The 24,708-nt window shown below is 56.0% G+C and carries 25 protein-coding genes; 18 read left to right on the top strand and 7 right to left on the bottom strand.

Annotated features, from left to right (window positions below; genetic code table 11):
* Positions 1-122 precede the first annotated feature (122 nt).
* The 5 genes from ACIOZM_RS15565 (at position 123) to ACIOZM_RS15545 (ending at position 5,536) form a co-directional block, all read left to right on the top strand.
* Positions 123-1,325: an MFS transporter gene (locus ACIOZM_RS15565; protein ID WP_401215391.1), complete on the top strand. Its 1,203-nt coding sequence runs from the start codon at positions 123-125 to the stop codon at positions 1,323-1,325.
* Between the two features lie 221 nt (positions 1,326-1,546).
* Positions 1,547-2,473, top strand: a complete 927-nt coding sequence (locus ACIOZM_RS15560; RefSeq protein ID WP_401215389.1) for a DUF72 domain-containing protein — start codon at positions 1,547-1,549, stop codon at positions 2,471-2,473.
* Positions 2,470-3,267, top strand: a complete 798-nt coding sequence (locus ACIOZM_RS15555) for an endonuclease/exonuclease/phosphatase family protein (protein ID WP_401215387.1) — start codon at positions 2,470-2,472, stop codon at positions 3,265-3,267. The genes ACIOZM_RS15560 and ACIOZM_RS15555 overlap by 4 nt, the downstream gene beginning before the upstream one ends.
* The gene (gene clsB, locus ACIOZM_RS15550; protein ID WP_401215385.1) at positions 3,264-4,550 is read left to right on the top strand and encodes a cardiolipin synthase ClsB; all 1,287 of its coding nucleotides are present in this window, start codon (positions 3,264-3,266) and stop codon (positions 4,548-4,550) included. Before ACIOZM_RS15555 ends, clsB begins: the two co-directional genes overlap by 4 nt.
* The gene (locus tag ACIOZM_RS15545) at positions 4,547-5,536 is read left to right on the top strand and encodes a lysylphosphatidylglycerol synthase domain-containing protein (protein WP_401215383.1); all 990 of its coding nucleotides are present in this window, start codon (positions 4,547-4,549) and stop codon (positions 5,534-5,536) included. The genes clsB and ACIOZM_RS15545 overlap by 4 nt, the downstream gene beginning before the upstream one ends.
* A gap of 94 nt (positions 5,537-5,630) precedes the next feature.
* Here the strand turns inward: ACIOZM_RS15545 and ACIOZM_RS15540 are convergent, their stop codons facing one another.
* The 3 genes from ACIOZM_RS15540 to ACIOZM_RS15530 form a co-directional block, all read right to left on the bottom strand.
* Positions 5,631-6,386, bottom strand: coding sequence for an alpha/beta hydrolase family protein (locus tag ACIOZM_RS15540; RefSeq protein WP_401215380.1), 756 nt, complete (start codon positions 6,384-6,386; stop codon positions 5,631-5,633).
* Positions 6,376-7,485: a DUF3182 family protein gene (locus tag ACIOZM_RS15535; protein WP_401215377.1), complete on the bottom strand. Its 1,110-nt coding sequence runs from the start codon at positions 7,483-7,485 to the stop codon at positions 6,376-6,378. The genes ACIOZM_RS15540 and ACIOZM_RS15535 overlap by 11 nt, the downstream gene beginning before the upstream one ends.
* 296 nt (positions 7,486-7,781) lie before the next feature.
* Positions 7,782-8,771, bottom strand: coding sequence for a GlxA family transcriptional regulator (locus ACIOZM_RS15530; RefSeq protein WP_401215375.1), 990 nt, complete (start codon positions 8,769-8,771; stop codon positions 7,782-7,784).
* Between the two features lie 101 nt (positions 8,772-8,872).
* On the opposite strand from ACIOZM_RS15530, the gene ACIOZM_RS15525 reads away from it, so the two are divergent.
* From ACIOZM_RS15525 to ACIOZM_RS15495, 7 genes are all read left to right on the top strand, one after another.
* Positions 8,873-9,421 (top strand): cysteine hydrolase family protein, encoded by a 549-nt coding sequence (locus ACIOZM_RS15525; protein WP_401215372.1) that lies wholly within the window; start codon positions 8,873-8,875, stop codon positions 9,419-9,421.
* A gap of 212 nt (positions 9,422-9,633) precedes the next feature.
* Positions 9,634-10,215 (top strand): YjfI family protein, encoded by a 582-nt coding sequence (locus ACIOZM_RS15520; RefSeq protein ID WP_401215533.1) that lies wholly within the window; start codon positions 9,634-9,636, stop codon positions 10,213-10,215.
* Between the two features lie 17 nt (positions 10,216-10,232).
* Entirely contained in the window at positions 10,233-10,931 is a 699-nt protein-coding gene (locus ACIOZM_RS15515) for a PspA/IM30 family protein (protein ID WP_401215370.1), read from the top strand.
* 152 nt (positions 10,932-11,083) lie between these two features.
* Positions 11,084-11,731, top strand: a complete 648-nt coding sequence (locus ACIOZM_RS15510) for a DUF2491 family protein (protein WP_401215367.1) — start codon at positions 11,084-11,086, stop codon at positions 11,729-11,731.
* A gap of 16 nt (positions 11,732-11,747) precedes the next feature.
* Positions 11,748-12,173, top strand: a complete 426-nt coding sequence (locus ACIOZM_RS15505; protein ID WP_401215364.1) for a DUF350 domain-containing protein — start codon at positions 11,748-11,750, stop codon at positions 12,171-12,173.
* 17 nt (positions 12,174-12,190) lie between these two features.
* Positions 12,191-12,871 carry a DUF1190 domain-containing protein gene (locus ACIOZM_RS15500; RefSeq protein WP_401215361.1) on the top strand — a complete coding sequence of 227 codons (681 nt, stop codon included), beginning with the start codon at positions 12,191-12,193 and terminating at the stop codon, positions 12,869-12,871.
* Between the two features lie 2 nt (positions 12,872-12,873).
* A complete protein-coding gene (locus ACIOZM_RS15495; RefSeq protein ID WP_401215358.1) occupies positions 12,874-14,031 on the top strand; it encodes a glutathionylspermidine synthase family protein in 1,158 nt (385 codons plus the stop codon).
* Positions 14,032-14,108: 77 nt separating this feature from the next.
* Here ACIOZM_RS15495 and ACIOZM_RS15490 read toward each other — a convergent pair whose 3' ends face one another.
* The 4 genes from ACIOZM_RS15490 to ACIOZM_RS15475 all read right to left on the bottom strand — a co-directional run bounded on the left by ACIOZM_RS15490 (position 14,109) and on the right by ACIOZM_RS15475 (position 17,280).
* Positions 14,109-15,392 (bottom strand): acyltransferase family protein, encoded by a 1,284-nt coding sequence (locus tag ACIOZM_RS15490; RefSeq protein WP_401215355.1) that lies wholly within the window; start codon positions 15,390-15,392, stop codon positions 14,109-14,111.
* 385 nt (positions 15,393-15,777) lie between these two features.
* Positions 15,778-16,266, bottom strand: a complete 489-nt coding sequence (locus ACIOZM_RS15485; protein WP_401215352.1) for a hypothetical protein — start codon at positions 16,264-16,266, stop codon at positions 15,778-15,780.
* Between the two features lie 14 nt (positions 16,267-16,280).
* Positions 16,281-16,874, bottom strand: coding sequence for an antitoxin Xre/MbcA/ParS toxin-binding domain-containing protein (locus ACIOZM_RS15480; RefSeq protein WP_401215349.1), 594 nt, complete (start codon positions 16,872-16,874; stop codon positions 16,281-16,283).
* Entirely contained in the window at positions 16,867-17,280 is a 414-nt protein-coding gene (locus tag ACIOZM_RS15475) for a hypothetical protein (protein WP_401215346.1), read from the bottom strand. Before ACIOZM_RS15475 ends, ACIOZM_RS15480 begins: the two co-directional genes overlap by 8 nt.
* A 93-nt stretch (positions 17,281-17,373) precedes the next feature.
* Between ACIOZM_RS15475 and ACIOZM_RS15470 the strand changes: the two genes are divergently transcribed.
* The 6 genes from ACIOZM_RS15470 to tnpB form a co-directional block, all read left to right on the top strand.
* The gene (locus ACIOZM_RS15470; protein ID WP_401215343.1) at positions 17,374-17,688 is read left to right on the top strand and encodes a helix-turn-helix domain-containing protein; all 315 of its coding nucleotides are present in this window, start codon (positions 17,374-17,376) and stop codon (positions 17,686-17,688) included.
* A gap of 587 nt (positions 17,689-18,275) precedes the next feature.
* Positions 18,276-19,811, top strand: coding sequence for a hypothetical protein (locus ACIOZM_RS15465; RefSeq protein ID WP_401215340.1), 1,536 nt, complete (start codon positions 18,276-18,278; stop codon positions 19,809-19,811).
* Positions 19,812-20,002: 191 nt separating this feature from the next.
* Complete coding sequence (locus ACIOZM_RS15460) at positions 20,003-21,379, top strand: SIR2 family protein (protein WP_401215338.1); 1,377 nt, start codon at positions 20,003-20,005, stop codon at positions 21,377-21,379.
* Positions 21,376-23,478, top strand: coding sequence for an ATP-binding protein (locus ACIOZM_RS15455; RefSeq protein WP_401215335.1), 2,103 nt, complete (start codon positions 21,376-21,378; stop codon positions 23,476-23,478). Before ACIOZM_RS15460 ends, ACIOZM_RS15455 begins: the two co-directional genes overlap by 4 nt.
* Before the next feature lie 587 nt (positions 23,479-24,065).
* Positions 24,066-24,389, top strand: a complete 324-nt coding sequence (gene tnpA / locus ACIOZM_RS15450; RefSeq protein ID WP_401215332.1) for an IS66-like element accessory protein TnpA — start codon at positions 24,066-24,068, stop codon at positions 24,387-24,389.
* The coding region (gene tnpB / locus ACIOZM_RS15445; RefSeq protein ID WP_401215329.1) for an IS66 family insertion sequence element accessory protein TnpB at positions 24,386-24,708 on the top strand (323 nt) is incomplete at its 3' end. The genes tnpA and tnpB, both read left to right, overlap by 4 nt.

Below are 24,708 nucleotides of genomic sequence, written 5' to 3'. Positions count from 1 at the left end.
GGTGTTGCAGCCGGGATCTTTGCGCCCAAGGCAAATATCAAATGCCCACCCCTATATTTTTCCGCCCCCACCAAACCCCGACACTGCGCTCCATCCAATCTACTCACCCCAGGAGTGCCGTCATGCCCATTGCCCTGCTCGCGCTGACCCTCAGCGCTTTCGCCATCGGGACGACCGAGTTCGTCATCGTTGGCCTGCTTCCCACCATTGGCGCCGATCTCGGCGTCAGCCTGCCCTCCGCCGGGCTGCTGGTCAGTCTCTATGCGCTGGGCGTTGCCATCGGCGCGCCGGTGTTGACCGCCCTCACCGGCAAAGTCCCACGCAAACTTCTGCTGCTGTCGCTGATGGTGTTGTTCACCCTCGGTAACTTGCTGGCCTGGCTCGCGCCAAGTTATGAATCGCTGGTGCTGGCGCGGATCGTCACTGGTCTCGCCCACGGCGTGTTTTTCTCGATCGGCTCGACCATCGCCACCAGTCTGGTGCCCAAGGAAAAAGCCGCCAGCGCGATTGCGATCATGTTCACCGGCCTGACCGTGGCGCTGGTCACCGGCGTGCCGCTGGGTACGTTTATCGGTCAGCATTTCGGCTGGCGTGAAACCTTCCTCGCCGTGTCGGCGCTGGGTGTGATCGCGTTCATCGGCAGCCTGATCTACGTACCGAAAAACATCGCCCACAGCAAACCGGCATCCTTGCTGCAGCAATTGCAGGTGTTGAAACAGCCACGCCTGCTGCTGGTGTACGCCATGACCGCCATCGGTTACGGCGGCTCGTTTATCGCTTTCACTTTTCTCGCGCCGATCCTCCAGGACATCTCCGGCTTCAGCGCCGGCACCGTCAGCCTGGTGTTGCTGGTGTACGGCGTATCCGTGGCGGCCGGCAATATCTGGGGCGGCAAACTGGCGGACAAACGCGGGCCGATCAGCGCGCTGAAAATCATCTTCGCCCTGCTTGCTGCGGTGCTGTTCGTGCTGACTTTCACCGCAGGCAATCCATGGTTGGCGCTCGCAACAGTGCTGGTCTGGGGCGCCGTCGCTTTCGGTAACGTGCCGGGGCTTCAGGTGTATGTGGTGCGTCAGGCCGAACACCACACGCCGCATGCGGTGGACGTGGCGTCGGGGCTGAACATTGCTGCGTTCAACCTCGGGATTGCCGGGGGCGCCTGGGGTGGTGGTCTGATCGTTGAACATCTCGGCCTGATTCACACCGCATGGATCGGCGGCCTGGTGGTGTTGGTGGCACTGGCACTTACGGCATGGAGCGGTCGTCTTGATCGGCTCGGCCCCGTCTACGCCGAAAGCAATTCCCGCGTCGTCACAGGCCATTGATTCAACACAAATCCCCTGTGGGAGCTAGCCTGCTAGCGATTGCGAAGTGTCAGTCAAAGACAAGCTGACTGACCCACCGCCTTCGCTAGCAGGCTAGCTCCCACAGAGGTTTGTGGTGTTCGGGAGCATGCACCGTCCGTAATGCCGTCGAAACTTTCCCGAACCGCCCGCAGTCATCAGCAAACGCAGGCGGTAAGGGGATTTTTCACGGGAGGGACGGCATGACCACGATTCACATCGGTATTTCCGGCTGGCGCTACACTCCGTGGCGCGGGGGTTTCTACCCGAAAGGACTGGCGCAGAAACGCGAGCTGCAATTCGCTTCGCGCGCGGTCAACAGCATCGAAATCAATGGATCGTTCTACGCCCTGCAACGGCCCGAACGCTATGCCCAGTGGTACGCCGAAACGCCGGAGGACTTCGTCTTCAGCGTCAAGGCGCCACGCTTCATCACCCATATCCGTCGCTTGCGTGACATCCACATTCCACTGGCGAATTTCTTTGCCTCCGGCGTGCTGGAACTCAAGGAAAAACTCGGCCCGATCCTTTGGCAATTCCCGCCGAACTTCAAATTCGACGCCGAGCTGTTCGAACACTTCCTCAGCCAGTTACCCCACGATACCGAAGCAGCCGCCGCCCTCGCCCGGCAACACGACTCGCACCTGCACGGTCACGCGAGCCTAAAGGCTTATCGAAAAAAGCCGCTGCGCCACGCCGTGGAAATCCGCAATGAAAGCTTCATCGATCCCGAGTTCGTCCGATTGCTTAAACGCAACAATATCGCGCTGGTGATCGCTGATACCGCCGGCAAGTGGCCTTACCGCGAAGACCTCACCAGCGACTTCGTGTACCTGCGTCTGCACGGCGCTGAAGAGCTTTACGCCAGCGGCTATACCGCGCCAGCGATCAAGCGTTGGGCCGAGCGAATCGACGCCTGGCATCACGGTCGCCAACCGGGCGATGCGCATCTGATCGCCCCACGTCTGAAACCCCGGGCACGCAAATCCCGCGAGGTGTTCTGCTACTTCGACAACGACGTCAAAGTCCACGCGCCCTACGACGCACGGCAACTGCTGGAGCGTTTCGACCTCGACAAGCAACTCGCCGTCACCCCCGGCAAACCCGCTGCCGAAGGGGTGCTGGCATGAGCATTCCCGAGCCGGTCGGCGTGACCGACGAACAGGAAACGGTGATCCCCACGGTGCATCGCTTCACTGTGCTGACGGTTAATACCCACAAGGGTTTCACCGCGCTCAATCGGCGCTTCATCCTCCCGGAATTACGCGAGGCGGTGCGCAGTGTATCCGCCGACGTGGTGTTCTTGCAGGAAGTCCACGGCACTCACGAACAGCACCCCAAGCGCTACAGCAACTGGCCGGCGATGCCGCAGTATGAATTCCTCGCCGACAGCCTGTGGCCGCAGTTCGCCTACGGGCGTAACGCGGTGTACCCGGCCGGCGATCACGGCAATGCGCTGCTGTCGAAATTCCAGATTATTCGTCACGACAATCTCGACGTTTCAATCAGCGGCCACGAGAATCGCGGCCTGCTGCATTGCGTATTACGTCTGCCCGGCGACGGCCCGGAACTGCATGCGATCTGCGTGCATCTGGGGTTGCAAGAAAGTCATCGCAACGCGCAGATCGAACTGTTGAAAAAACGCATTGCCGAGTTGCCGGATGACGCACCGGTCATCGTTGCCGGCGACTTCAATGACTGGCGCCAGCGGGCCGACGCGTTACTCAAACCGTGCGGCTTGCGCGAGGTTTTCGCTGAACATCATGGCAAACCGGCGCGCAGTTTCCCCGCGCGTTTACCGGCGCTACGACTGGACCGCATCTACGTACGCAACCTCAAGGCCAGCCAGCCGAAAGTCCTGGCGAACAGGCCCTGGTCACACCTCTCCGATCATGTCCCGCTGTCAGTGGAGATAGAACTATGAGCAGCGCGCCCATGGGGAAATCCGTCGTCGAACCCTTATCCGCCGCACCGCCGACCGGTGAGCCAGGGACAGTCGATGTCGAGTACGGCTGGCAAGGTAACAACCGTGTCGAGATTCTGGAAAACGGCGAGGACTATTTCCCTCGGGTATTCGAAGCTTTACGCGCGGCGCAGAACGAAATCCTCCTCGAAACCTTCATCGTTTTCGAGGACAAGGTCGGCAACGAGCTCCAGCAGATTTTGATCGATGCCGCACAGCGCGGCGTGCGCACCACCGTGAGTTTCGACGGCTTCGGCTGTGGCGAACTGACCACCGGTTACCTCACTGCACTGAGCAAGGCTGGCGTGCATCTGCAAATGTTCGATCCGGCGCCGAAACGGCTGGGTTTCCGCACCAACTGGTTCCGCCGTTTGCATCGCAAGATCGTGGTGATCGACGGCAGCATCGCGTTCATCGGCGGGATCAATTTCTCGGGTGATCATCTGGCCGATTACGGCCCCGAAGCGAAGCAGGATTACGCGGTGCAAATCGAAGGCCCGGCGGTGGCAGACATTCATCATTTTGCGCTGCTGCAAAGCGGTCGGCCGGCGCGCGCCAAATACTGGTGGCAACGCCGCAGACAACGCCGCGCCGAGCTGGCGATGGAAGATCACGACGGCCAGGTACGCCTGGTGTTTCGTGATAACGATCAGCACCACACCGATATCGAAGACGTGTATTTGCAGGTGCTGCGCAAAGCCAAACGGCGGGTGGTGATCGCCAACGCCTACTTCTTTCCCGGTTACCGCTTGCTGCGCGAGATCCGCAATGCTGCTCGGCGTGGCGTCGATGTGCGGCTGATCCTGCAAGGACAGCCGGACATGTTGGTAGCGAAGATCGCCGCGCGCATGACCTACGACTATTTGCTCAAGGCCGGGGTGCAGATCCACGAATACTGCGACCGGCCATTGCACGGCAAAGTGGCTCTGGTGGATGAAGAATGGAGCACCGTTGGTTCAAGCAATCTGGACCCGTTGAGCCTGTCGCTGAACCTGGAAGCCAACGTGCTGATCCGCGACCGGGCGTTCAACCGCGAACTGTTCCAGCGCCTCGAAAACCTCAGCCAGAACCACTGCAAAGTGATGACGCCAGGCAACGCCCCGAACGGGCGGTTGTGGCACATGACCGTGGGCTTTCTGGTGTTTCACTTTCTGCGGCATTTCCCGGCAATGGCCGGTTGGCTACCGGCGCACAAACCGCGCTTGAAACTGTTCAAACATACCGTCAAGAGTGATCCGTCATGAGCCGCTCTGAGAGCCAATCCGCCGGTCATGCGACGCCCACAACCCAGTCTCGCTGGAGCCGCTGGAAGCGTCCGCTGACCGTGCTGTTTTTTCTTGCGCTGATCGCCCTGCTGACCATGTTCGCCCGACGTATCGAATGGGCCGAGGTGCTGACTACCCTTGCCGATTTCAAGGTGCGCACGCTGATCATCGCCGCCAGCCTGACCTTGCTGAGTTTTCTGGTGTACGCCAGTTTCGACCTGATCGGCCGCACTTACATTCGTCAGGATCTGACCTGGAAACAGATCCTGCCGGTGGGCGTGATCAGCTATGCGTTCAATCTCAATCTTAGCGCCTGGGTCGGCGGGATCGCCATGCGTTATCGCTTGTATTCGCGGCTCGGGGTGAGCAAGTCGAACATCGCCAAAATCCTCGGTCTGAGTCTGGCAACCAACTGGTTCGGCTACATGACCGTTGCCGGTGCGGTGTTCAGCAGCGGGCTGGTGAGCATGGCGCCGGGCTGGAAACTCAGCAGTACCGCGCTGCAAGGTGTTGGTGTGTTGTTGCTGATAGTGAGTGCCGGGTATCTCGCGGCGTGCCAGTTTTCCAAACGCCGGGAATGGTCGATTCGCGGGGTGGAAATCAATCTGCCGTCGCTGCGTATGGCTGTCCTGCAACTGCTGCTCGGGGCGTTGAACTGGTCGCTGATGGCCGCAGTGATTTTCACCTTGTTGCCGAGCAAACTGGATTATCCGCTGGTGCTTGGCGTGTTGTTGATCAGCGCGATTGCCGGGGTAATCACGCACATTCCTGCGGGGCTCGGGGTGCTGGAAGCGGTGTTCGTTGCGCTGCTGCAACATGAGGCGTCGCGGGGCAGTCTGGTGGCGGGGTTGCTGGCGTATCGGGCGATTTATTTTCTGCTGCCGTTGTTGATCACGGTGGTGATGTATCTGGTGGTGGAGGCCAAGGCCAAGGCTCTACGAATTGAAAAGAAACCGAAGCACTGACAGGCAAGATCAAAAGATCGCAGCCTTCGGCAGCTCCTACAGTTGGAATGCGTTTCCCATGTAGGAGCTGCCGAAGGCTGCGATCTTTTGATTTTTACGACTGGATAATGCTCAACCGCTCGCCAACAACCATCTCGGTAATCCAGTCGACCAGAATCGAGGTATAGGCCTGCTGCGAAACCGGGTCGCTCAGGGCATGGTCGGCGCCATCGATAATCCGGTGGGTCAATGAATGCGTCTGCTGACACGCCGCCCGATAACTCATGATCGTCGCGTGGGGCACGTAGTCGTCGGTTTCCGATTGCACCAGCAATACATCTCCGGTGAATTGCGAGCAGGCATGCAATGCCCGATTGCTGTCGGCGCGCACCAGCGTGCCGCGATAGTCACGCAGGTCAGCCTTGTCCAGATCACGCTTGGGCGTGTGCCATTGCTCGTCGCGATACAGCGCCGGTACGCGCAGCGCCAGCCAGCGCACCGGGCGCAGCGAGGTAAGGATCGAGGCGAGATAACCGCCATAACTGGTGCCGACCACGGCGATCGCCGAGGTGTCCAGCGCCGGGTGCGAGAGCAGCCGATCATAGGCCGCCAGCAAGTCGCGCAGGTTGTCTTCGCGGGTTACCCGACTCAACGAAAGGCCGGTGCCGCCAGTGTGCCCGCGCAGGTCGAACGTCAGGCACACGCAGCCAAGACCGGCGATGCCTTTGGCTCGCTCAAGGTCTCGCTCCTGGCTGCCGCCCCAACCGTGCACGAACAGCACGCCGGGGACTTTCGATTTGGGACTGAGAAAAGTCCCGCTCATCTGTTCATCATCGATGTCGATTTGAATGCTTTCGCTTCTAGCCGTCATAAGATTTGACCGTTACGTATTTGAGAAGAAAGTCGCTGTTTTCAGCCGGGCCGCGATAGACCTCGATGGCGTCTGCCGGCAGCGGCTGATCGATGTAGGTTTCCACCGAAGACACGCGGATCGCGCGCATCTCAGGACCGTTGATAAAGCTTTGCAGCGCGGCCACTTCGGCACTGCTCGCGCCGCCCATGCGCCACGATTGTTCGAGCACACCGCTGCGGGATACGCCGCCGCTGTCCAGCCCCTGGGCAATGTCATAGTTACGACGAGAGGCGTAAAAGCGCGGATAGGCTTCATCCGCCGCACGGTCGAAAACTTGCGCCTGTTCGATGGCAAGACGTACATCGTCGGCCAGATCCAGCGCCAGCAAATCCTCATAACCGCCCTGCACCACCAACAGGTTTGAGCCGCCGTAGACCTCTTCGCCGTGAGCGTCCTTGGTCAAGTATTGATCACCGCAGTAACTCAGTACTGTCCCGGCGATGAATGACTGGCCGACGCTGTGAGTGATGACCTCGCTCAAGTCCTGTTCCAGCACCACGCCTTCGCTGAACAGTTTCTCGGCTTCGAGTCGAGCGAGGATTTCGTCGAATGCGTCCAGACTTTCGATCACCTCCTGACCGCGACCGGCACAGGCATGAACCGGTTTCAGACGGATCGGGCCGCCGTACAACAGATGCTCGGCGGCGGGCCGCGCATCTTCCAGCGCGAACACACTGAGACCGTCGAGCACCACGTTACGCGTGCGCTCGGAAAACAGCGGCGCCCAGCCCTTTGGCGCATGGGCCTGATAGCTGCGCAAACCGTGGCTGATGGCTTTGGTGCAGATGAAATCGTGCTCGACCACGCCACCCCACAAGTCGTCCGGGCCTTTGACACCCAAGTCGCACGCGGCGGCAGCGCCGACGATGGTTTGCGTCGGCAGCAGATACAGTTCACGCCCCTTGTGCTTGGCCGGGTCGTAACTGCCACCGTATTTCAGCCCGAGAATTTGCGCCAGCCAACGCGCGAGGGCCTTGTTGGTTTCCACTTCGTGCTGCGGCGCATCGGGGCGCACAGAGTGGGCGAGCACCAGTTTTTTGCCAGGTGTCGGGGTCATGCGGCCCCCTTCAACGGTTCGATGAATGTAGTCGTGAGAGGTGCAGAGATCAGGCCAATACGGGATCTGTGGAAAACTTTGGCGAATCAGCTATTTGCGAAAAACCTGATGGCACCGCGCCTGTTTCAATCTGCACGACTGAACGCAGAGCCCCGGCAAATTGCACGATTATGAGCATTCCCTAAAACCATATGTAAGAGTGAGCCTGCTCGCGATAGCGGTAGATCAGCCACCATTGAATGATAGAGGGCTATCGCGAGCAGGCTCACTCCTACAGGGGTTTTGTGGTGTCTGGGCTAGCGGGAGCCGAACCGCGCCCGATAATCACTCGGCGCCAGCCCGGTGATTTTCTTGAACGTGGCGCGAAACGCACCCGGGTCCTGATATCCCACTGTCCATGCAATATGGTCAATGGTGCCGTTGGTGAACTCCAGCATCTCCCGGGCCTTGCCGACGCGCAGATGCTGGCAGTATTCAGTCGGTTTCAACCCCGTCGCTGCACGAAACCGACGCAGGAAGGTGCGCTCTTCCAGCCCCGCACGCTCGGCCATCGCCGGCAGCGAGACATCGGTCGCGCCGGTGCTTTGCAGCCAGTGTTGTACTTTCAAAATCGACGCATCGCCATGACCGAGGATCGGCGCAAAATTGCTCCCGCAGGCGCTGGCGCTATCGCTGTGCTCCATCACCAGAAAGCGTGCAGTGGCGGTGGCGATACTTGGCCCAAGCAGTCGGTCAACCAACCGCAGCCCAAGCTCCGACCAGGCCATCAATCCGGCAGTGGTGATCAAGTCGCCGTCATCGACAATTGGTGTGTCGGCCTTGAGCCTGATCTTTGGATATCGCTCGGCAAACGCCTTGGCCGACGTCCAGTGCGTGGTGGCGCTGCGACCATCGAGCAGTCCGCTCTCTGCCAGCAGCAACGACCCCACGCACACACCGCCGAGCGTGGCGCCGCGAGCATGTTGATCGCGCAGCCATTGCATCAGGCCCGCCGACATTTGCGCCGCATTGAAGCCACCGATTGATGGAGGAATCAGCACCGCAAGCAGCCTCGTGTCCGGGGCAGGATAACTGTCGTAAACCCGCGTCGGTGGTTGCTCGCCCTCGACCTGCCAATGGCCAATCCGCAACAGCGGCAATTGCGCAGCCTGATGCTCGGCGGCAATCCGGTTGGCCACCGCAAACAGATCGGTCAAGCCATGCACCGCCGCCATTTGCGCGCCGGGATAGATCAACACGCCTATTTCAGCAACAGCCGGCTCGGCAATGGCTCTTTCTGCGCTCATTGTCAGTTTTCCCCTGTCTATTGTCGGTGCGGCCAATCCTCGAAGCGTCGGCCAGCGCCAATACTGTCGCCACACCCAACCGATACTTCGAGGACCCACCCATGGCCAAGCAAGCGCTCATCGTAGTCGATATCCAGAACGACTACTTCCCTCAAGGCAAGTGGCCGCTGGACGGGGTCGAGGCGGCTGCCGACAATGCCGCCCGCCTGATTGCGGCCTTCCGCGAAGCAGGCGATTCGGTGGTGCATATTCGCCATGAATTCACTTCGCCCGACGCACCGTTTTTCGTCCCGGGCTCTGAAGGCGCCAAGCTGCATCCGAAGGTCATCAACCGTGCCGATGAGCCGGTGGTGCTCAAGCACTTCGTCAACTCGTTCCGTGAAACCGAGTTGCAATCGATCCTTGACGAACAGGGCATCAAAGACTTGGTGGTCGTTGGCAGCATGAGCCACATGTGTGTCGATGGCATCACCCGCGCGGCGGCGGATCTGGGTTACAGCGTCACCGTCATTCACGATGCCTGCGCCAGCCGCGACCTGGAGTTCAACGGGCTCACTGTGCCGGCCGCTCACGTACACGCTGCGTACATGTCAGCGCTGGGGTTCGCCTACGCCAGCGTGGTGTCCACTGACGAGTTCCTCGCTCGTTGATCGTCCGGCAACACTTGGTAAAACCTTGCGCCCGCCCACGTTGCGGGCGTTCTTTCGTGTTCCGGAAAAATCTCACGCGTGAGCCATTGATGGCATTTTGGATTGGTTGTAGTGTGGCTCACGCGTGAGATGTTCATAACGGAGTCACTGCCATGAAAAGCCTCGTTCCCGAGCGCTCGAAACCGTCCGCGAAAAAGCCGTCGAGCTTCTATATGAAGCAGATGCGCGCGGGCCTGGCTGCCGCCGGTTATGTGAAACACGAAACTTGGGTGCTTCCCGAAAACCGAAGCTTGCTCAAGCAAATGGAGCAACAGCTACGCCAACCGATTCTGGCTGGCTCATTCATGTCGGAGAATTACATGAGCGCAGGCAACAACTGGAACATCGATAGCCTCTTCAACGCCCTCAAGGCACTGGACGAGGTGGCTTCGCAAGAGATCACGCTGTCTCTGATCCAGAGCTCCGAACCCAGCCTCAAGCTGGAAATGAACGAATTCGGCGGCCTGCCGATTCACATCGCCCTGGCGGGTGCACAGATCATCGTCGACACCGTGCTGGTGGACGTCGATTCGATCACCGACGTGCGCGCCTTCAACGATGCCGTGCTGCGCAGCCGGGAAATGTTTCCGCTGTCGTCGATCGGTATCGAGTCGATGCCGAACGGGCAGACCGTTTACAACATGTTTGGCGCACTCAGTGCCGATTCGAGCCTGACCAACGTAGTCACCGAGGTGAAAACCCTGGTCGACAACGTGCAGCGCGCCAGCGAAGCCTTCGAACACTTCTTCAAGTAATCAACAGGGAATATCCAATGACTCAGTCCATCTGGAGCAAGTTGTTCACCGCATTGCGCGGCGGCGCCAATGAAGTCGGCGAAGCAATCGTCGATCAACAGGCCCTGCGCATCCTCGATCAGGAAATCCGTGACGCCGACACCGCACTGTCGAACGCCCGTCGCGAACTGGTCACCATCATGGCCAAGCACAAACTGGCCGCCGACCGCGTGAGCGAGTACGACGCCAAGATCAAGGATCTGGAAGCCAAGGCAGTTTCCGCGCTGAACGCCGGTCGCGAAGACCTGGCAATGGAAGTGGCCGAAGCGATTTCGACCCTGACCAACGACCTGACCACCGAAAAAGCGCAGAGCGACGAATTCGGCACCTACGCCGAGAACATGCGCAAAGACATCTCCAAAGCCGAGTCGCGGATCAAGAGCCTGCGCCAGCAAGTGGACATGGCCAAGGCCCGCGATAGCGTGCAGAAGGCTCAGGTCAGTGCGTCCATCGCCAGCGGCGGCGCCAACGGCAAGCTGGAAACAGCGGTCGGCACCTTGAACCGTCTGCAAGAAAAGCAAAAACAACGTGCCGCCGAGCTGAGCGCTGCTGACGAACTGGCTGACGCTTCGACCGGCAATGACCTGGACCGCAAACTGCGCGACGCCGGCATCACGCCGAACGAAGGCAGCGCCAACGCGATTCTTGAGCGTCTGAAGCAGAAGTCCGCTCAGTAACACCGCCCTCTGTGCAGGAGCTGCCGACAGCTCCTGCACGGGTTCTTTGGCTCCACAAGATTTGTATTTTGCCTGCCTCGTTCGTCCGCAGCCCGGTACACTGGCGGCGTTTTTTGTGACTAACACCTCCACCCGCCTCAAGGAAAGTACCCATGGGATGGTTCAAAGATTTGCTGGGCACCAGCAACTGGCAGCCAGCCGCGCCCGCTCCAGTGGCCAGCGGTCCGCTCGGTATGGCGCAAGGCAAAGGCGTGCGATTCGATTCGACTCTGGCCCTGCTGCTCGACGGCAACACCTCAGTGCAGGTCCCCGCTGCGGAAGCGATCTGGAGCGCCGGTTGGGTCGATCTCGGCCAGTCCAACAAACTGCATCGCTACTACCTCAACAATGAAGATTTCTGGGTGCAGATCCACGTCACCGGTGACGACCAGATTGAATCGGTAACGCTGTTCAACTACCTCAGTTACGTGACCGTCAACAGTGACGCCGAACTGCAGCGCCTCGCCGGCCCGAACAGCCTGATCGGTCTGCCGACCTACACCCACGATGGCGTCAAGTTCACCCGCGAATGGGGTACCGAACAAGGCCAGACTGAACTGGTACCGATGACCGAACACGTGGTCAATCCGGACGAAAGCTACACCATCGAACACCATTCAATGCTTTACGCCCGCGAGACCGGCCTGACCGATCGCCGCGAGCTGCTGCTGTTCTCCGTCGAACAGGACGAAGAAGGCACCGTCAGCCTCAGCACTTCGCTGGGCATTTCGCTGTACACGACTGATCTGAGCACCATTTAAAAAAGGAAGTTTTTTCATGCTGGAAGTGCTGGCCGTCTCCCTGAACAAGACCGCACTGGTCGGTTTCGTCGTTTACCTGATCGGCGCCGTGCTGCTGTTCATGCTGTTTCAATTCGTCTACACGCGGATCACTCCGCACAAGGAATTCGAACTGATCCGCTCGGGCAACACCGCCGCTGCAATCGCCCTGTCCGGCGCAATCATCGGCTTCGCGATTCCGGCGAGCAACGTGATCGCCTTCTCGGTCAACGTCCTCGACTTCGTGTTGTGGGCAGTGATTGCCGGCGTCGTGCAACTGTTGGCATTTCTCGCCACGGGCCTGGTGCTCAAAGGCACTTCCCAGCGCATCGTCAACGGTGAAATTGCCTCCGGTATTTATGTGGCAGCCGTTGCCATCAGCGTCGGCATGATCAACGCCGCGTGCATGACACCGTCGCACTGACCGGCAGGGAGCCCTTGATGAAACGAAGCAAGTACGTTCAGCTGTCCCTCGCCGCATCGGTGGCCATGGCCATTTCCGGTCAGGTGTCGGCACAGGATCAGCAACAACATTTCCAGAGCGTGGAACAGTGCGTCAATGCCGAAGTGGCAGCCGATGTCTGCTCGAACGCCTACGTCGCGGCACTCACCGAACACCGACGCATCGCCCCGGCATACGACGACAAAGCCAAGTGCGATGCGGATTTTGCCGCGGACTGGTGTCAGAAAAATTCCGATGGCCGTTTTGTACCAAAACTCGGCGGCTTCAAACTGCCGCAAGCCGAAGCGGCGCAGGATCTGAATGCGCTGGCCAATAGCGAAATGCCGGTGGGCGATGCGTCCAACGTCCAGGCCGCCCAGACCACTTCACATTCGTCCGGTGGTGGCAGCGGCTGGCTCAGCGGCTTGCTGATTGGCAACGCATTAAGCAACAGCCGTTCGAACCAGACGGTCTACCGTGATCGCGATACTCGCCAGACCTACAACACTTCGACACAGAACCGCAGAATCGAATCGGCGCCAGCGCCTCGCAGCGATACCAGCTACGACAGCTCCCGCAGCAAACCGGTCAACGTCGCCTCATCGACCTCCCGTGGTGGCTTCGGCAGCCAGTCGTCTGCCCGCAGCGGTTGGGGCGGCTGGGGCAGTTCGAGCAGCTGACCATGAAAAAGATCCTCTGCGCCGAGCGCCCCGACTGGAAACAGACTGCCGAAAGCCTCGGCTTTATGTTTCACACCATCGACGACGAACCGTACTGGGACGAAAGCGCCTATTACCAGTTCACGCTCGCGCAGATCGAAAACGATCTTGAGGACCCGACCACCGAACTGCACGAGATGTGCATGGATCTGGTCGACCGCGTCGTGCGTAGCGAGGAGCTGCTCGATCGCCTGAGTATTCCCGCTTCGTACTACGACATGATCCGAACGTCCTGGCTGGAAGGTCATCCGCATCTGTACGGCCGAATGGACTTCTCCTACAGCGGAAACGGCCCGGCCAAACTGCTCGAACTCAACTACGACACGCCGACCAGCCTCTACGAAGCGGCGGCGTTCCAGTGGGGTTGGCTGGAGCAGTGCATCGAGCGCGGAACACTGCCGGCCCATGCCGACCAGTTCAACAGCATTGACACCAAACTGCACCAGGCCTTTGCCGAGTTACAACTGAAGCGGCCGTTCTACTTCGCCTCGATGAAAGACTCGGTCGAAGACAAAGGCACCACCGACTATCTGCGTTTGATCGCAGAGAAGGTCGGCATTGAATCGCGACATATAGACATAGAAGACATCGGCCTGACTTCCGACGGTCGCTTCGTCGATCTGCAAGATCGATGGATTCCGCACCTGTTCAAGCTGCACGCCTGGGAGTTCATCTTCCACGAGCCATTCGGCGCGGCGATTGCCGAGTGCGACACGCAGTTTTTCGAACCGGCCTGGAAGGCGATTCTCTCCAACAAGGGCGCCCTGCCGTTGTTGTGGGAACTGCACAAGGGCCATCCGAATCTGCTTGCGGCGCATCTCGATCCGAATCCTGCCAGCGCGGTGCCCAAGGGTTGGGTGCGCAAACCGTACTTCTCCCGCGAAGGCGCCAACATCGAGTTGCAAACCGCCGAAGGTCTGATCGTCAAAGAGGACGGTCCTTACACCGATGCGCCGTTCATCCTGCAAGAGTTCGCGCCGCTACCGAAGTTTGGCGACAGCTATACGCTGGTTGGTTCGTGGGTGATTGGCGATCAGGCAGCGGGGATTGGGGTGCGCGAGGACAACAGCTTGATCACCAAGGACTCAAGCCGGTTTTTGCCGCATCTGATCCTCGACTGATTGTTCAGCCACAGTTAATTCCGGCCAAAAAAAACCGTAGCGTGAACGCGCTACGGTTTTTTTGTGCTTGCCGTGGCTTACGACAACTCGGTTGTACGCACCGGGGCCGGCGTCGCGACGTCTTGCTTGTCGCGGCCTGGCGTGATCACGCCAGCCATTCTGCGGCGGGCTATCTCCGCGCCCCGACGACGCAAAGGTGATTCGACGAACCGGTAATTGAGTTCACTGCACACCAACATGATCACCAGGGACGTGAGCAGGAGCTGGATTGTATATCCCGCCCCGAGCGTTTCGCCGCTGTTGGCTGCAATGCGCGTCCAGATTTCAGTGCTCAAGTGGTAGGCGAAGATGTGCACGACATACAACGCGTACGAGCGCGATCCCAACCATTCAAACAAGCCGCCCAGCAGCGCCGGGCAATAGATATAGCCCTTCTGATAGCTGGCCAGCCAGACGAGTATCAACGCCGTTATAGCAATCAGGCCGACAGCAATCGGCACGCTGATCATTTGGGCAGCGATGGCGCCCAGCATGTACAAAAGAAATAGCGTAACTGCGAGCCGTTTGAACGAACTGGTGCCGAGCCCGACTGGCTCAAAGTCTTTGTACAAAGACGTGCGGGAGAACATGCAGAGCAGAATCCCCCACATCATCGCATCCAGCCGGAACGAAAAAAGCATAGGCGCGGGCGGTGCGCCGAAACCATTGCGGTCAAAGCCGAATTGCAAAGCGATCAGTGCGATCAGAATAATCACTCGCCAACGTGGCGAAGTCACCAGCAGCAAAAATAACGGGAAGATGAGGTAAAACTGCTCCTCCAGCGCCAGGCTCCAATACACCGAATTAGGCCCCAGAATCATGCCGTACTGGTTGGCGAGGTTACCGGTGAAAGTCGCAACAGCAGTGAAGCTGCACAGGTTGTAGAACCAGGACTGAAATGCGTCCGACTGATTGAAGAAAATCGAGAATGCCAGCGGTATGAGCACCCACAACCAGGCCGTAGGCAGCAGTCGATAAGCCCGCCTGATCCAGAAAGAACTCGCTGCAAGACCAAACCTGTTCTGCTCTCGGCTTTGGTCGAAATAATCAAGGTAAGCCTTGCTTACGACATAGCCCGAAATACAGAAAAACAGATCCACACCGGTCCATGGCCAATACACATTGAACAGCTTGCCCAAGAGCAAATCATGGAACGGCAGCAACTGTGGGAGGTGGGTAAAAACCGTCATAAGGATGGCCACACCCCGCAAATACTCGATTTCCTTATTCTTGCTACTGCTCATCGGACTCTCTTGTTTTTGTGAACGAACAGCGAGCTGATCGTTGGGTATTCTTCGGTGGAAAAACGGGCTGCGGATCATGGAACGGCTTCCCCTTCGCCTTCAAGCTCTACTTCCACCAAAACGACAAAACCCTCGCCATGCGAGGGTTTTGTGCTTAAGCCAGGTAACGACTCATTCTGAAATCAAAAAGGTTATAAATACCAGAAAGCCTTCAGTGTGACCGAGTGAGTGAGTAAATAGCCAGTGTTTACTGGATATATTCATTATCTCTTCTCGATATCTCGAAAAATTACGTTAAATATTTTGTTAATTTTTAGCCGAAATCACTCGATTTGGGCTAAAAAACTTACAAAACGCAGCGCTGCCGCCAACCCGTTAAGAGTTGAAAAGAATCGTCTTCAACCCGACGAACGGTAGCGCCATAACTGAGTGAGCCACCCTGATAGTAGATGTGGCAGTTGACTTAAAACTCATCAGTGTAGAAGCCCCACTCACTAACCAGCTCATCAATAGCGAGCGAAATCCTCGACTCTGCCATCAATTCGTTCGGCATGTAGCTCAGAGCTATAGCGATGACCATCGCGAAGTCGTCAAGACTTTGTGGGGGGTATGGCCATATTTGAAGCTTCATCACTGAAGCATCTCGAAGGTCATATTCTTCGACAAATTCCATAGCCCCCACTAGCTGGTCAAATTCACAAATCGATATGGCCCAGGTTTTTTGGGGGTAGTCGGCTAGCCGCGTTCGCGCATCCAGGTACGAATCTCCAACAGGAGTAAGTGATGGATGACTGAATGCTCTCACGCAAAACGACATCAACCGGGGCGTCGATACGAGGCTCCGCACGTTCCTCAAGTTGACTGGACCTTGAGTAAACTCCCACGCCAGCGCGCTACTCAGGTGGTATTGGAGGTTAGGGTGATTGGCCATCACGACTTTTGCAGCGGTCATGCAATTCATGAGGATTACACGCCTACTCCATGTTCGAGCCGCTTCAGCAGTTTGTAAACCGCCTGACACCCGTCTTCAGTCCCCAATATTTCGCAGGGGCGCTTCCCGCCAAGTGCGATGCTCTCCTGCTGAACCCAACGCACGGCGTCCGCTCCGAAGAACGACAAGATTGAATCTACGCTTCGTACGTAGCTACCGATGTAGCGTTCATCAGCGCTCTGACTCTCGACCAGTTCCATATGACTGCTGTCGCCATGCTTATCGCACCGAGCCAGTATCCACCCATCAGACATGGTCAAATTGCCTGACTTGCCACACAGTTCGCAGACACAGCTGGACACTAGCTCGCAGATATCAAGAACCTGGCAAACTTTCTCCTCACCACCACGCTGGTAGATCCGGAGCAGTCCGAACTTCTCCTTTACCTGCGTAATTTTCACATCGCTTGCCAATCCGACGTATCGCTGGATCAGCTGCAAACTCCCTTCGATGAGATCCGACCAGCCATCCATACACTCAAAACCGAATATCTCCTGGTCAGAAGCATTTCTCCGAAAAAGCAGGGTTCGGTAATTAGATGCTAGGCGCCTTTCAGTGAAATTATCCATTCGCTGTATCGCCCTTGGTCCACTGAGTATCGCTAGGATGTCCGAGCAGCTCTGATGGATACATCTGTCCATCCAAAAGCTCATAGCAAATCCGCTCACCGACCCTATGAATCGCTTGAATTGGTTCCATTAGCCAACCGTTTTTCTCGTTCAGCCACGGCGGTGATACGAGCTGAATCCCTTGGATATACATCTCCGAGGTGTCTCTGGCAGCCAACCCAAGCAAGACGGGCACAGTCGGGATCAAGAACTGTTGTTGCGAGGTCACGCCATCGCCGACTGTTTCGTACGTCACAAAAAACCATTCACTGTTCGCAGTCTGTGCGATGTAGGCCCAGCGATGAGTTCCCTCCTCCAAGACGAATAGCGGACTCTGCAATCGCGCCCTCTCATGCGTTTCAAACATATTATTTCTCCAAATCGGCAATTACTGCGTACTATAGTACGCTGCATCGGCCAGCTCAATGTGGCTACATACTCCTTTTTTAGGAGTAGCCGCATGCGCGAGCTGAACGACGCATTTGCGCTGGCTCTGAGGGATTTGAGGCATCAAGCCAATTTGGCTCAGAGTGACTTCCCACCAAAAGTCAGCAGGGAATACATCAGCCTACTGGAGCGTGGTCTGCGCTCACCTAGCCTGAAGGTGATAGACGATCTTGCTGATGTGATGGGCATCTCACCACTGACACTTGTACTTCAGTGCTACCTTCATCGCGACTCGAACAAAAGCTTCGAGACCCTTCTTGCAAAAGCAGTCCGCGATCTTCGGATAGAAATGATCCCAGGCAAACGTGAAGGTGAGGACGATAGCTAGGCAGTTTTTCGCTGCTGCACGCTCACGGACAATTTTTTCCGATAGTGGAAACGAAGCAATCGACGGCAACCACATCGTTTCGCCCTTCCTACGCTTTTTACTCCTCTTAGCCTTCTGATGGGCCGACAAGCCGCACTGGTCCTTAATTCTCATTGACCGGCTTCGCCAAATGAATCCATAGGGGCTTTTACTCCAGGTTCATCGGCTTAGCTGGGAAAGCAAAGCGGAAGTCATTCTGAATGTGCGATAAGAAGCGAGGGTCTGGGAGGCGCCGCTTCACCGCCCATGTTGGTGGTTATTTCGTATTGTGACATTTTTGGAAAAAATCAGAACCGACCATGCCTGAAAGCCCTATTTTTACTATGTGCAAGAGCAAGGCCGCGAAACAGCGCCCTGACCTTGTTTACAAGGAGTATAAATAGCGCAGTGTGACATTCAGGAGAATCATGATGGCCGCGAACCCAATCGCAGAAATCCTAAAACGCGATGGCCCAATGCTGAGCAGCGACTTATCGAAGCTACTTGAACAACGGCATGGGCTGAATGCTACCGCTGCCCGAAAACGGGTTGAGCGAGGATGCGAGGGAATGAGCAAGTTGAGCCACATCATTTTTCCCCACCGAGCCCGATTCCTATACATGGAGCAAAATTACGGCTCCCCTTTTTTCTTTCATAGCCTGTTGGCCGCACTGAAAAAAACTGGCAGTTCGTATTTCACTGCTCTCAATGCATTGGACTTGCGCGAAAACATCATGCCTCGCTCTCATTTTCTGATCGCCTGCGGAGCGCCGGTGGCCCAGAAAAAACACATCTCATCCGAGAGTTTGCTTGAGAGGCTAATCAAAGCAACCTTGGTAAAGGAGATAAAGATTCCAGGTGGAGAGACCTGCATCGTACGGTGCGACATTGAACATCTCCTAGATGCAACGTCGCTCTGGGCAAAAATGAAAGGCCGTCTAATCGCAGAAAAAATCACATTACTGGCAGTTAAAGACTGGTCCCGAAACTTGGGTATGGTCAGCTATGACTCAGTCGAAACGCGTGAGGATGAGGATTCCACAACCTTGCCTAAGGTCGGAACCTTCAACTGGGATTTGGCGGGACCGTCGTATTTATTCCCTATGCGAGGGCAAGGAAGCGTCGGTATAAAGCCAGGCTTTCTAGTTTGTGATATGGCGTTGAGCGGCAGAGTGTCTCTTGAGCACATCGGCGCATTTGTACGCAAATGCACAACCCTCAGAAGCCTGCCAAAAGTAGGTAAGTGCCTTCAGATATTCGTGGCAGAAGAGTACGAAAGCGACGCTTTTGCTTTACTCAAGAAAGAAGGAATTATTCCTGCTACGACAGAAAGCCTGTTTGGCCGAGACGTTGCCAAAGCCCTGAAAAATCTATGCTCGATACTGACAGACACAGCAAAGCTGACTCAAAACCCTGAGGCGCTGGAGAAAGTCTTCGATGACCTTTCTCGCATTGAAGGTGCTGCTTCTACTTTAAGAGGCAGCCTTTTTGAGTTCGCCGTGGCTCAAATCGCCAAATTTACCCTTCCTGGGTACGAGCAGGAAATGAACCGAATCGTCAAAAACTTGCTTGGCGATAAAGCCGAAATCGATGTGTTGGCAGTCCGAAGAAATCATGAAGTCGTCTTCATCGAATGCAAAGGAATTCATCCGATCACAACGCTTGATGATGACGAAATAAGCAAATGGCTCGATAAAAGAATCCCAGTGCTTAGGGCGTTCGCTAAGACTCATTCGGAGTGGGCTGGATTGAATCAAAGGTTCGAGCTTTGGACCAGTGGCCGCGTATCTGAGAGCACTCTATCGCTGGTGAGTGCCAAGCAGGCTGAGAGCCATAAATTTCAAATTCAGCTTCGTGATGCAGATTACGTATTAGCACAAGCGGTCGCTAGCAAGGACGCTGGACTGCTGAGAACGTACGAGCAGCACTTCGTCAAACACCCCATGCAAGAGTTTGAGGAGGCGCAAAAGCGAGCAAAACGGAAAGCGGAGAGAGCAGCAAATCGAAAAAAAGGAGAGGAAGTCGCTCCAACAAAAACGACTCCCCCTCCACCTCTTCAGGCATCTGAGACCTATACAGGCTATTTAGGCGAAGCCATTAACTAGCTTGGCGATAGATACGTATGGGCCTGTTCTTCAGCAGCACATGGAATTGACAGCCCGGAATGGTGCTTTCAACGCTCCTGCTCACAAAAAATACGCTAGCTTATGTGAGTCGCTTCGCTAGCTGCTGCCTCCGGCAATTGCGTGACACAGCCATGCAACGACCTCGAATAATGCCTTGCATGGAGTAGCAAATGAGCGCGACCGTGAATGTACTAAAGGTCAGAGATGACCACCGTCCGGTGAGCTTCACTACACTGGAAAACGGCGAATTTGCATTGGCACTCGATGGTAACGAGCCTCCAGGGTGGGTTGCTGACGACCGTTTTAGCATCAAAGAACTGCGTAGCCGCATAGAACCTTGGCTAACATCTCTATTTCAATCCGAGTATTTGTCTTTTCTTGCAGGGTCAGGATTGACCCACGCGGTTCATTATCTTGCCGCCGGAGAAGGAGCGGCTGGTATGGGGGCCGTAGCTTTAACGGGGTATCAAGCGGAAATTTGCAAGGCGGCGGAAGAAACGAGTGAACGAGCGGGCCGTAAGAAAGGAAATCTCGAAGATCAGCTTCGTGCGGCGAATGAGTTGTTACGTGGGTTAGAGATCCTGGGAAAAACTGATGACGCCCAAAAACTACGCCTAGAGCTGCTTGAAACCCTCAACGTTTTTTCCAATTCGATATTGCAAACCGAAGCTCGCATAGCAACCGCAGACGAAACGAGACGCGAGCAAGCCTTCAATACACTCGTGACATTCTTGATGAGCTTTGCAAGCAGGTCCGGGGTACGCGACAGGCTTAATATATTTACGACGAATTACGACCGCCTTATAGAGGCCGGAGCTGAGCTAGCAGGACTGCACCTACTAGACCGTTTTGTAGGCAACCTAACACCAATCTTCCGGTCATCACGGCTTGACCTAGACATGCACTATAACCCCCCTGGAATTCGAGGCGAACCTCGTTATCTAGAGGGCGTAGCTCGCTTTACCAAGCTACATGGCTCGGTAGATTGGGTTCAAACGGGCAAGGACATACGTCGTATTGGGCTAGCGTTTGGTGCGGACGAAATAACACCTTACCTTCAAGCTCCAGGCTTAGACGATGCAACCTCCCACAAAATAATGATCTATCCGAACGCAGCTAAGGATCGAGAGACGTCCGATTATCCCTACGTTGAGCTGTTTCGGGATCTCGCGGCGGCTGTATGCCGCCCCAACAGCACGTTGGTGACTTACGGCTACAGTTTTGGCGACGAACATATAAACCGCGTAATTCGCGACATGCTCACCATCCCATCAACCCATTTAGTGATCATTTCCTATGATGACCCGCTGGGTCGAATTATGAAAACCTACGATGAAATGGGGAGGCCATCGCAGATCAGCCTGCTGATTGGTCCGGCTCTATCGGATCTGAAAACACTTACTGAGACCTTTTTGCCGAAGGCGGCAATTGATAAGACAACGTCACGAATGAGCGATCTTATTAAACAACGCTTTGGGACCGAGCAGAGGCCAAATCACGGTACTAACTCCGGGGCTGATGGATTCAATCTGGAGGATCTCGTATGAGCCTTTCCCCGCAGGCATATGCAGATTCACTACGAATAGGAAGCATCGACTTCGTCTCTCCCGACGAAATTAAGGTTCTTATAGATGCCGATGCCCCTGGAACGGTCGCCCTTAACACTGGCACCCCTCGACCATTTCCACGCATCAATGGTTATGTTTTGGTTCCTAGCGATGACGGCTATCTTGTGGCCCAGGTGGAATGGATCACAGTGGAGCGTTCGCAATATCCAAAACGAACATCGATGCAAGACATCGGCTTGGTCGACCTTCCTTACCCCCTTAGAAAGATGAGCCTTAATCCGTTGGGTTGTCTTGCATACGAGGGGCAATTTGATGGTAATGAACGCTACGTCTTTAGGAGAGGCGTGGATGCTTACCCAACTGTAGGCGATCCAGTACTGCTACCCACTCAGGTCCAACTCCGTGCCATCGTAGAATCCGGCGATAACCGTCACGTAAAGATCGGTACGAGTCCGCTAGCTGCTAACGCGGAAGTAAAAATCGATCCAGATCGCCTGTTCGGCCGCCATCTTGCCGTACTGGGGAATACCGGCAGTGGTAAGTCATGCTCTGTAGCGGGCCTGATAAGGTGGTCACTGGAAGCTGCCAAGAAGGCTTCGGACGGGGCCGATCCAAATGCTCGGTTTATTGTTTTAGATCCTAATGGAGAATACGCGAATACTTTCCGAGACTTGAGTAAGGTGAGAGTCTTTGCAGTTGAACCGAGCGCAGGGGTAGAACAGCTCCAAGTCCCCCTATGGTTTTGGAACACTGCCGAATGGAGCGCTTTTACTCAAGCAAGCGCAAAGGCACAACGCCCTACCCTAATCCAGGCGTTACGATCAGTTCGCGACGGAGCAGTCGAAAATCCCGTGAGTCGTAGCCATGAAATGCGGCGATTTCTTCGCACTCTTGTCAGCATCATTCAAATTGAACGCAATGCAGGTCGTCCTTGGGCTAATTTCCCACACCCTAAGAATTTCTTTGAGAAGATTCTAAAGTGGCAGGAAGGGATGGAGCAGGACGCGGATTTTTCCCAGAAAGAACAACAGACGCTCCAAGCTCTCAGCGATCAAATCGCCGAATTTGCGAATACTCGAACAGGGAAATATCCCTCGTACGACTTCACGAAGCAGGAAATCGATCTGTTCTTACTCAACGCGCAAGCTGCCCATACAGCCTTTGGGGGCAGTGATACCGATATACTTCCAATGGATGCCGACGTACCACGTGAGTTTACGGGCGAACAGTTCCTGCGTAGCGTAGAAGCGAATGCAGAACTGCTAAATGTCTCCGAGTATGTAGACACGATGCTAATGCGCATCCGGACGATCTTATCGGATAGCCGCATGAAAACAGTCACCGCCGACACGGAAGACATAACCCTCGACGGTTGGCTGGCCGACTACATAGGCGATAATCAAGCGTCAAATGGCACAATTACGGTCATTGATCTTTCTCTGGTGCCGGCAGAGGTTATCCACATCATTACCGCCGTGATAGCGCGCATGACATTGGAAGCTTTGCAACGATACCGAAAACTCAATGACGGCAGGACGCTGCCGACCGTTCTTGTAATGGAAGAGGCGCACACATTCATAAAACGCTACCCGGAGAGCGCCGAAAATCAAAGTTCTGCAACTATCTGCTGTCAGGTTTTCGAAAAAATCGCACGAGAGGGTCGCAAATTTGGGCTGGGTTTAGTCCTTTCATCACAGCGTCCCAGCGAGTTGTCGCCCACAGTGCTATCTCAATGCAATAGTTATCTGTTGCACCGAATCAGCAATGATCGGGATCAAGAACTTGTTCATCGACTTGTCCCAGACAATCTCAGAGGACTGCTGCGCGATTTGCCCTCACTTCCCTCACGACATGCCATTTTGCTGGGCTGGGCATCGGAGTTACCGGTTCTCGTTCAAATGAACTCCCTTCCCGATTCTCATCGACCAAAATCTGACGATCCCGATTTTTGGGCAGTTTGGTCAGGTAAACGCGTCGATGCACGCGGAGAAGTCAAAGTGGAGCGAGATGTTGACTGGAGGAAAATCGCCGATGATTGGCAGCAGCGTCCTCACGTGCCCGATCAAGAGGATTTCTAGCCTAGCTATACGACCAAATCCCTTATGTGAATGTGCGACGGGCTGTCACGTAGTCGAGGCTTTGGTCATTACCTAGAGCCTCTCAGGCGAGGGGTATCTTGGCGTTCCAGTCATTAGCCTGCGAAGCGGCCCTCCACTTCGCCAGTAGCAGGCATTCTCCCGGATCAATCTGGAGTAGCTCTATTAGGTTCAGTGTCGCACTCTCGACGAGATATGAGCAGCGAATGGACGTGATGTAATATGCGCTAGCACATAAATGGTCAGGCTCAGGAAGCTGGCTTCCAGGACGGTTGCTACCACTGCGCGGTTAAAAACTCGATGGCAATAAAAATTACCCCTCATCTTGTTCAACTGGCCTATGAGGCTGCTCTTAAATCCTTCTGGCGCAAGGAGTCACTCCGTAAATTTCTCCGTCAGTCTCATGTTGCAGAATCTCACTTAGCAACATGGGCGCCGGAAGAGAGTAAGCGTGATTTTTTGGATCGTATGCGTCCGGCCAAGTCATCTACCCAACCCCGCAATGCGCGGACATGGTGTGCACTTAAATTTAAGTGGGCACCAGTTCTAGCCTTTTAAGCGGGTATTTCATGCAGCCAACACGCCGTTCCTATTCCAAATCCTTCAAGGCTCAGGTCATTCAAGAGTGCGCCCAGCCCGGCGCTTCAATCGCCAGTATCGCCCTCGGCCATAGCCTCAACGCTAACCTCGTCCACAAATGGATTCGGGTGCAAGCGCAGAAAAGCACGGCGCTTCAACCTGCATTCATCCCATTGCCTATGCAAACGACGGCGCACCTGTCTTCATCGAATATCAGCGTTGAGATTCTGCACCCGCGCGGCACCGTCAAAGTGAACTGGCCAACCGATAGTGCTGCTGCCTGCGCCGCTTTCCTTCGAGACCTGTTGCGATGATCCGCATCGACGCCATCTGGCTAGCCACTGAGCCCATGGACATGCGCGCCGGTACCGAGACCGCGCTGGCCAGGGTGATCGCGGTCTTCGGTGCGGCGAAGCCGCACTGTGCTTATCTGTTTGCCAATCGCCGGGCCAATCGCATGAAGGTGCTGGTTCACGATGGGATTGGTGTTTGGCTGGCGGCACGTCGCTTGAACCAGGGCAAGTTTCACTGGCTCAGCCTTCGACAAGGCAGCGAAATGCAGTTGGATACCGAACAACTTCAGGCCTTGGTGCTCGGTCTACCTTGGCAACGTGTTGGCGCTGGCGGTGCAAT

The organism is Pseudomonas sp. NPDC087346 (assembly GCF_044744235.1).
Taxonomy (GTDB): Bacteria; Pseudomonadota; Gammaproteobacteria; order Pseudomonadales; family Pseudomonadaceae; genus Aquipseudomonas.
This window is presented reverse-complemented; position numbering and strand designations above follow the sequence as displayed.